The organism is Ruegeria sp. BHSB058 (assembly GCF_059613285.1).
The window spans coordinates 38,594-45,305 of sequence record NZ_JBXWSF010000028.1; the positions used below are offsets into that span (position 1 = coordinate 38,594).

6 protein-coding genes are annotated in these 6,712 nt (G+C 57.1%); 5 read left to right on the forward strand and 1 reads right to left on the reverse strand.

The genetic code is table 11. The annotated features are described in order from the left end of the window. The first annotated feature begins 52 nt into the window (after positions 1 to 52). Positions 53 to 1,114, forward strand: coding sequence for a YeeE/YedE family protein (locus AC2FNB_RS09465; RefSeq protein ID WP_496745892.1), 1,062 nt, complete (start codon positions 53 to 55; stop codon positions 1,112 to 1,114). A gap of 3 nt (positions 1,115 to 1,117) precedes the next feature. On the opposite strand, the gene AC2FNB_RS09470 is transcribed toward AC2FNB_RS09465, so the two are convergent. Further along, the gene (locus AC2FNB_RS09470) at positions 1,118 to 3,313 is read right to left on the reverse strand and encodes a primosomal protein N' (RefSeq protein ID WP_496745893.1); all 2,196 of its coding nucleotides are present in this window, start codon (positions 3,311 to 3,313) and stop codon (positions 1,118 to 1,120) included. A gap of 90 nt (positions 3,314 to 3,403) precedes the next feature. Between AC2FNB_RS09470 and fsa the strand changes: the two genes are divergently transcribed. From fsa to AC2FNB_RS09490, 4 genes are all read left to right on the forward strand, one after another. Further along, a complete protein-coding gene (gene fsa, locus AC2FNB_RS09475) occupies positions 3,404 to 4,057 on the forward strand; it encodes a fructose-6-phosphate aldolase (RefSeq protein ID WP_480748017.1) in 654 nt (217 codons plus the stop codon). Between the two features lie 302 nt (positions 4,058 to 4,359). Beyond that, positions 4,360 to 5,067: a DUF484 family protein gene (locus AC2FNB_RS09480; protein ID WP_496745895.1), complete on the forward strand. Its 708-nt coding sequence runs from the start codon at positions 4,360 to 4,362 to the stop codon at positions 5,065 to 5,067. After that, entirely contained in the window at positions 5,064 to 5,984 is a 921-nt protein-coding gene (locus AC2FNB_RS09485; protein WP_496745897.1) for a tyrosine recombinase XerC, read from the forward strand. Before AC2FNB_RS09480 ends, AC2FNB_RS09485 begins: the two co-directional genes overlap by 4 nt. Positions 5,985 to 6,096: 112 nt before the next feature. Continuing rightward, a complete protein-coding gene (locus AC2FNB_RS09490; protein ID WP_496745899.1) occupies positions 6,097 to 6,684 on the forward strand; it encodes a cytochrome P460 family protein in 588 nt (195 codons plus the stop codon). Positions 6,685 to 6,712: the final 28 nt, after the last annotated feature.

Sequence of the window (6,712 nt, forward strand, 5' to 3'; positions counted from 1 at the left end):
AGAGAATTGAATATCTACTTAGTTCTCATCCAAGCATGCGATGGAGTTTGCCATGGACCTTGTCAGCGTCGTCGAGCGGATCGGCGAAGCCCCAACCGCCGCTCTGTTCGGTCTGATTACCGGAATAACTTTTGGTGTCGCAGCGCAGCGTTCGCGATTCTGCCTGCGAGCCGCAACAGTCGAATTCGCCAGAGGACGGATTGAGGACAAGATTGCAGTCTGGTTCCTTACATTTTCGACGGCGGTCGTCTGGGTCCAATCCGCACAATTACTGGGTTTGATGGAGTCGGCCGACGCGCGCATGATGGCCGTTCCCGGCAGTTGGTCCGGAGCGATCATAGGCGGGCTTTTGTTTGGCGCCGGGATGGTTTTGGCTCGTGGGTGCTCGGGTCGTTTGCTGGTTCTGGCCGCAACAGGAAATTTGCGTTCAGTGGTTTCAGGGCTGATCTTTGCGGTTGTCGCCCAAATGACCCTGACCGGCATACTTTCCCCGCTCCGCGATCAGCTGGCCAGTTTGTGGATCACTGACGGCGGTCGCAATATGGACATGCTGACCGCGCTGGGGTTACCGCAATACGGTGGATTGATGTTAGGTGCGGCAATTGCACTTGTCGCATTGGCACTATCGATCCGGCAAAAGATCGGTGTGTCCCGGTTGATCTTTGCGTCGGGAGTAGGGTTTTCAGTTGCTCTGGGCTGGGTACTGACCTACTCGCTTGCGCAAGTTGCATTTGAACCCGTGCAAATCGAAAGTGCGACATTCACCGGACCTTCGGCACATACGCTGATGTTTTTTCTAGAACGCGATGCGGTCCTGGAATTCGACGTGGGCCTGGTTCCTGGCGTTTTCATCGGTGCAATGCTGGCCGCATGGCTGGCTGGCGAAATGCGGTTTCAGGCATTTGATGATGCTTTGACCATGCGCAAGGCGATGATCGGCGCCGCCTTGATGGGCTTTGGCGGAATGCTGGCCGGGGGCTGCGCCATCGGTGCGGGCGTTACCGGGGGATCGATCTTTGCCGGAACCGCATGGCTGGCCTTGTTTTGCATGTGGGTCGGGGCCATGGCGACCGACATGCTTGTCGATCAGAAATCCGGGACGGTGCCGATCTGATCGTCAATAGAAACTTTGCGGGTCAATATCGACTGCCAACCGCATATCTCCCTTGAGCCGTATCGGCGCAATCCATTTGGCGATTGCGTCTTGTAACGATGCGCCTTTGGGGGCCTTGACCAACAATCTCACCCTGTGCCGTCCCCTGATGCGTGCAATCGGGGCGGGTGCAGGGCCAAAGACCTGAGCGCCGATCTGACGTATGGCAAAGTCGTTACGGGCCAAATCATTTCCAAGATCGAAGACAGGGCCAATCTCGGAACCTGACAGAATGATCCCCGCCATCCGCCCATAGGGCGGTACGCCCGCCGCCTGCCGCCCTGCAGCCTCGGCCTTCCAGAATGCCTCTTCGTCGCCCGCCAGAATTCCCCGGATCACCGGGTGTTCGGGTTGAAAGGTCTGCAACAGTGCCTGGCCCGGCCTGTCTGCCCGCCCGGCCCTACCTGCGACCTGTCGCATCAATTGAAAGGTCCTCTCCGCTGCTCTCAGGTCAGACCCCTGCAGGCCAAGATCAGCGTCGATGACGCCTACGAGTGTCAGTTTCGGAAAGTTGTGCCCTTTTGCCACAAGCTGCGTACCAATGATGATATCGGCGTTCCCTTCGGCAATCTGTTCGATCTTTTCCTTCAGCGCGCGTGCAGACCCGAACAAATCGGAGCTCAGCAATGCGATCCGGGCATCGGGGAATGCCGCCGCGGCTTCTTCTGCCAACCGTTCTATTCCCGGCCCGACCGGTGCCAGCTTGCCGTCCACCCCGCAAGAAGGACAGACATCGGGCATCGGCTTGGTTTCGCCGCATTGATGGCACATCAGGCGTTTGAGAAAGCGATGCTCGACCATACGCGCATCGCAATGATCACATCCTATCTGATTGCCACAAGCGCGGCACAAAGTAACGGGTGCGTAACCGCGCCGGTTGATAAACAAAAGTGACTGTTCACCCTTTTCGATCCGTCTAAGGACCGCTTGCCTGAGCGACGGTGAAATCCACGTCCCCGGCTGCAGCCGTTCGTCCCGCATGTCCAAAGATTTCATCTCGGGCAGGACTGCCTCGCCAAAGCGCGCTGTCAGGTCCAGCCGATCATACTTGCCTGCTTGAGCGTTTGCCCAACTTTCCAAAGAGGGAGTCGCGCTGGCCAGCACCACCCGCGCCCCGCAGATTGCAGCGCGCAGAACGGCCATGTCACGCGCATTGTAGAGTACTCCGTCCTCTTGCTTGTACGATGTGTCGTGTTCTTCATCGACCACGACTAGCCCAAGATCGCGAAAAGGTAGAAACAGCGCCGAGCGCGCACCCACAACGAGTTGCGCATCGCCCTGACCGACCATACGCCAGACACGGCGGCGTTCTGTCAGTGTCACGCCGGAATGCCATTCCGCCGGGCGGGTCCCAAAGCGCGCTTCGACGCGGGTAAGGAACTCGGCGGTCAAGGCGATCTCGGGCAACAGTACCAACGCCTGTCTTCCTAGTCGGACCGACTCGGCCACGGCCTCAAGATACACTTCGGTCTTGCCCGACCCGGTCACACCCTTCAGTAACGTCGTACCGTAATCGCCCGTCAGAATTGCTCGTTGCAATGTCCGTGCTGCGAAAGTCTGGTCTTCCGTCAGCACCTTGCCCGGTTTATCTGGATCGAGCATCGGGTAAGGCAAATCTCGAGGACTGTCCTCCTCGCGCACTGCCCCCTGTTTGACCAGCCCTTTGACAACCGAAGATGTCACCCCGGCCATCTCTGCCAATTCCCTCAACGTAAAGGCGAGGCCACCGTAGTCGCGCAAAACCTCCAAAACCCGCCTGCGCGCGTCTGTCAGCCGATCCGGTTCGACATTGCCTGACCGATAGATCTTGCGCATGGATGGCGGATCCGCGAGACCGGGCGCACGCGTGGCCAGCCGCAGCATCGCGGGCATCGGCGTCAGTGTGTAATCTGCGGCGCGCGCCAGAAACAGGCGCATCTCTTCGCGCATCGGCGCCACATCCAGAACCCGGATCACCGAGCGTATCTTGGAGCGATCGAAATCGCCTCTGCCCGCCCCCCAGACCACGCCCAGCACCTTGCGCGGACCCAATGGAACTTCGACGAACGCACCCGGAAAGCAGCCACCTTCGGGCGCCTTGTAGTCCAGCGTACGATCAAGAGGCTGCGTGGTCAGAACCGCCACCAACTCGCCTTGGCCAAAGTATTCTGGTGCCCTCAAGTGTTTCCTTTCTCCGACAGGGGTTTCGGCAGGTGTTCCTTTGAGGTAAAGGCAAGCGCGACAGAGGCCAACCCATCAAAGGACTGCCCCATGAAATTCTTTGTAGACACCGCCGAGATCGATGCCATCGCGGAACTGAACGATCTGGGCATGGTGGACGGCGTGACCACCAACCCGTCGCTGATCCTGAAATCGGGACGTGACATTCTGGAAGTAACCCAGGAGATCTGTGATCTCGTTGATGGCCCGGTGTCGGCCGAAGTTGTTGCGACAAAAGCAGAAGACATGATTGCCGAAGGCCGCAAGCTGGCCAACATCGCGCCGAACATTGCAGTCAAAGTGCCGCTGACCTGGGACGGGTTGAAAACCTGTAAAACGCTGACTGACGAAGGGCAGATGGTCAACGTCACCCTGTGTTTCTCGGTGAATCAGGCGATTCTCGCCGCAAAGGCGGGTGCCACCTTTATCTCACCCTTCATCGGTCGCCTTGACGACATCAACCTTGATGGCATGGATCTGATTGCTGACATCCGCCACGTCTATGACAACTACGGCTTTGAGACAGAGATCCTTGCCGCTTCGATCCGCACCGTGAACCATGTCACTGAAAGCGCCCGGATCGGGGCCGACGTCATAACCGCGCCGCCCGCCGTGATCAAAAAGTTGGCTGATCATCCGCTGACCGACAAAGGGCTTGAAACCTTTTTGGCGGACTGGGCTAAGACTGGGCAGAAAATCCTTTGATACTTCCGCTCGTGAAGCGGAACCCCGGTTTTTACACATTCCCTTAACACCGGATTACACGGCGCAAGCGACTATCGAGTCTGGCAGCGTGTCTTGTGCGCGGCCAGGCCAACCATGCCCTCACATGCCCCCAAGCTTTCCACCGGAAACCTCTTTTGGTCGCGACTTAGCAGGAAGCAGCACGCCTTGGCTGCATTTCAACCACAGGGCGATTTCGATTTCACGGTTTTGCCTCGATTTTTCCTAAGCAAAGCCGAAAGGCCGTGCTATAAACCGCATCAACACAAAAACACGGACAAATCATGAGCAGAGAAGCGAAACTCGAAGACAATCTGCGCGCCGCGATCCTAGCGAAACCCGACGTTGTTCTGGACGACAAGGATCTGATGCAAGCACTGGTTGCGGCCAATGAACGCGCCATGGGCGAGAACATCATAGACTTGCGGTCCATAGCAATGGAGCGTCTGGAAGCCCGCCTCGACCGGTTGGAAGACACGCACCGTTCTGTCATTGCTGCCGCTTATGAAAACCTCGCAGGAACCAATCTGGTGCATCGCGCCATTCTTCGGCTGCTGGAACCATCCGATTTCGAAGAGTTCCTTGGGACCCTTGGGGGTGACATAGCCGATATCCTGCGGGTAGACGTCGTCACACTTGTCCTCGAGTCCACGCTTGATGGAACCGATCCGGTTCTTTCGCGGCTTGGCGACGCATTGAAAGTAGTCGAGCCGGGTTTTGTCGATACCTATCTCGGTGGTAATGCGCGGCGCGCAACCCGACCGGTAACACTGCGTCCGATAACATCTTCTGCACAGAAGATCTTTGGAGATCAGACCATGCGACTGAAATCCGAAGCGTGCCTCAAGCTTGATCTGGGAACCGGACGTCTTCCTGGTATGATCGTGATGGGTTCCACCGATCCCCGCCATTTCACTCCGCAGCTTGGCACCGATCTCCTGTCATTTTTTGCCAACGTATTCGAACGCTCGATGCGCCACTGGCTGTCGTGAGCCTGATATCTCCAGCCTGCCGAGACGCACTTCAGCGCTGGCTGGAGAACCAGAAAGCCCTGGCCGGACATTCCGAAAACACCCTGATTGCCTATCGCGGAGATGTGGTTGATTTCCTGTCCTTCATGACATTGCACCATGGGCAATCCGAAGGGCTGGCACCCATCGCAAGGATATTAGTCTCGGACATGCGTGCATGGATGGCGCACCAACGGAGTGAAGGCGTCGGTGCCCGGTCGCTTGCGCGCAAACTGTCTGCAGTCAAGACATTCTATCGCTGGCTGGCAGAGCGCGAAGGGTTTGAACCCAGCGCCGTTCTATCCACACGCGCACCCAAATTCACCAAAAAGCTTCCCCGCCCGCTTGCTGAAGACGCCGCTCGCGCCATTATCGACACTGTCGAACTGCAGTCCGAAAAGGATTGGATAGCGGCCCGCGATGTGGCGGTTGTCACTTTGCTCTATGGTTGTGGCCTTAGGATCTCCGAAGCTTTGTCTTTGAAGGGAATGGACGCACCCTTGCCGGATACGCTTCGGATCACCGGCAAAGGCGGGAAAGAACGTGTTGTACCTGTGATTCCAGCTGCCCGTGTCGCCATCGACACCTATGTTCGCCTTTGCCCCTATCCCAAGGAACCATCTGCGCCCCTGTTCAGGGGCGTCCGGGGCGGCGCATTGAACCCTCGCACAATCCAGGGGGTGATGGCAAAGGCCAGAATGCAGCTTGGCCTTCCGGCAACTGCCACACCGCATGCGCTTCGGCACAGTTTTGCGACACATCTCTTGGCCGCCGGAGGCGATTTGCGGGCCATCCAGGAATTGCTGGGACACGCCTCGTTATCCACAACACAGACTTATACTGCCGTTGACACTGCGCGTCTGATGGAAGTCTACAATCGCACCCACCCAAAAGCGTAAGTCCTCACATTCTGTCACAGATTCGTGTTTTGAAGTGTACGGAAGTGCTGAATAAGTAAGTCTGTTTTGTGCGAGCCTGATAGTCACCACGACGACTGAAGGGAGAACAGCCATGACAAGACATCTTTTCACGGTCACCGCAGCAATCGCCTGCACGTTCGGCGTCACCGCAGTATCGGCTCAGGAATGCGCGATTCCGACTGAAGACCCGTTTGAATTAACCGAAACAGATATCGGAACTATCTACGACTGCATCAAAGACAAGATGGTGGAGAGCTACGCAAAAGAAGGCGATCGGCTGGCGATGAACTATCGCAACTGGACTGTTAGCGGAACCCGGCCTGCGGTCGCCGGCCCACACGGCAACCGGTTGCTGTTGACATTTGCCAACCCGATCGCTGCCGAGGAATACCTGAAATTCGCCGAAGAAGGCGTTGAAATGCCGATTGGGTCCGTTCTGGCCAAAGAGAGCATTTCCATCGACAAGAAAAACAAGCAAGCCAAGGTCGGACCACTTTTCGTGATGACTAAGGTTGCCTCGGACGAAGCGCCCGAGACCGATGGTTGGGTCTATTCAGCGGTTCAGCCGAACGGCAAGCCGATGAAGTTCAAACAGTCTTTCTGTCACGATTGCCATGTGAGTTGGGAAGCGCAGGATGCTTTGGCCTATCCGTTGGAAGAGGTTCGCATATCAAACTGAAGCAGAAGACAGTCAGGGTTGAAGACAA

Excerpts from the sequence above, each read along its gene's own strand:
- AC2FNB_RS09490 (WP_496745899.1), top strand. The coding sequence starts at position 6,097 with ATGACAAGACATCTTTTCACGGTCACCGCAGCAATCGCCTGCACGTTC.
- fsa (WP_480748017.1), top strand. The coding sequence starts at position 3,404 with ATGAAATTCTTTGTAGACACCGCCGAGATCGATGCCATCGCGGAACTG.
- AC2FNB_RS09465 (WP_496745892.1), top strand. The coding sequence starts at position 53 with ATGGACCTTGTCAGCGTCGTCGAGCGGATCGGCGAAGCCCCAACCGCC.
- AC2FNB_RS09480 (WP_496745895.1), top strand. The coding sequence starts at position 4,360 with ATGAGCAGAGAAGCGAAACTCGAAGACAATCTGCGCGCCGCGATCCTA.